Origin of the sequence: Micromonospora sp. D75 (assembly GCF_018070405.1) — a bacterium.
In the GTDB taxonomy this organism is placed as follows: Bacteria; Actinomycetota; Actinomycetes; order Mycobacteriales; family Micromonosporaceae; genus Micromonospora; species Micromonospora chalcea.
Window position 1 is genome coordinate 1 of record NZ_JAGPXV010001109.1, and the last position, 768, is coordinate 768.

Annotated in this window: 1 protein-coding gene; it reads left to right on the forward strand. The window is 74.5% G+C overall.

All coding sequences use genetic code 11. The features are described 5' to 3' along the window. Positions 1–84 precede the first annotated feature (84 nt). A partial coding sequence (locus KBX39_RS32345; RefSeq protein WP_210874230.1) for an alkaline phosphatase PhoX occupies positions 85–768 on the forward strand: 684 nt, incomplete at its 3' end.

Genomic DNA, 768 nt, shown 5'->3' on the forward strand with positions numbered 1-768 from the left:
GCGTTCACCTTATAGTGGCAGTTGTCGATGCATTTCCGTCCTACCGTCGACGGGACACCCACCGCCTCCGGGAGGTAACCCCCGATGGATCGTCGTACCGTCCTGCGTGCCACAGCCGTCGGCGGCGCCGCCGCTTTCGCCGGTGGTCTCTGGGCCGCCGCGGCCGCACCGGCCCAGCCCGCCCAGCCCGGCCCCGGCCCGTACGGCGAACTGCTGTCCGCCGACGTCAACGGTCTCCAGTTGCCGGCCGGCTTCACCAGCCGGGTGATCGCGCGTTCCGGGCAGCGGGTCGCCGGCACCTCGTACACCTGGCACCCGGCGCCGGACGGCGGCGCCTGCTTCCCGTCCGGCGACGGCTGGATCTACGTCTCCAACTCGGAGGTGCCGCTCGTCGGCGGCGCGTCGGCGGTGCGGTTCGCCGCCGACGGCGCGATCGCCGCCGCGTACCGGATCCTCGGCGGCACGAACGTCAACTGCGCCGGTGGGCCGACCCCGTGGGGGACGTGGCTGTCCTGCGAGGAGGTGCCGCTGGGCCGGGTCTTCGAGACCTGGCCGGAGGGCGGCCGGGCCGGCGAGGAGCGGACCCGGATGGGCCGCTTCAAGCACGAGGCGGCGGCCTGCGACCCGCGGCGGCGGGTGGTCTACCTGACCGAGGACGAGTCGGACGGCTGCTTCTACCGGTTCGTGCCGGACACCTGGGGCGACCTGCGCACCGGCCGGGTGCAGGTGCTCTGCGCCCCGGACGGCCAGGTCACCGGCCCGGTGACC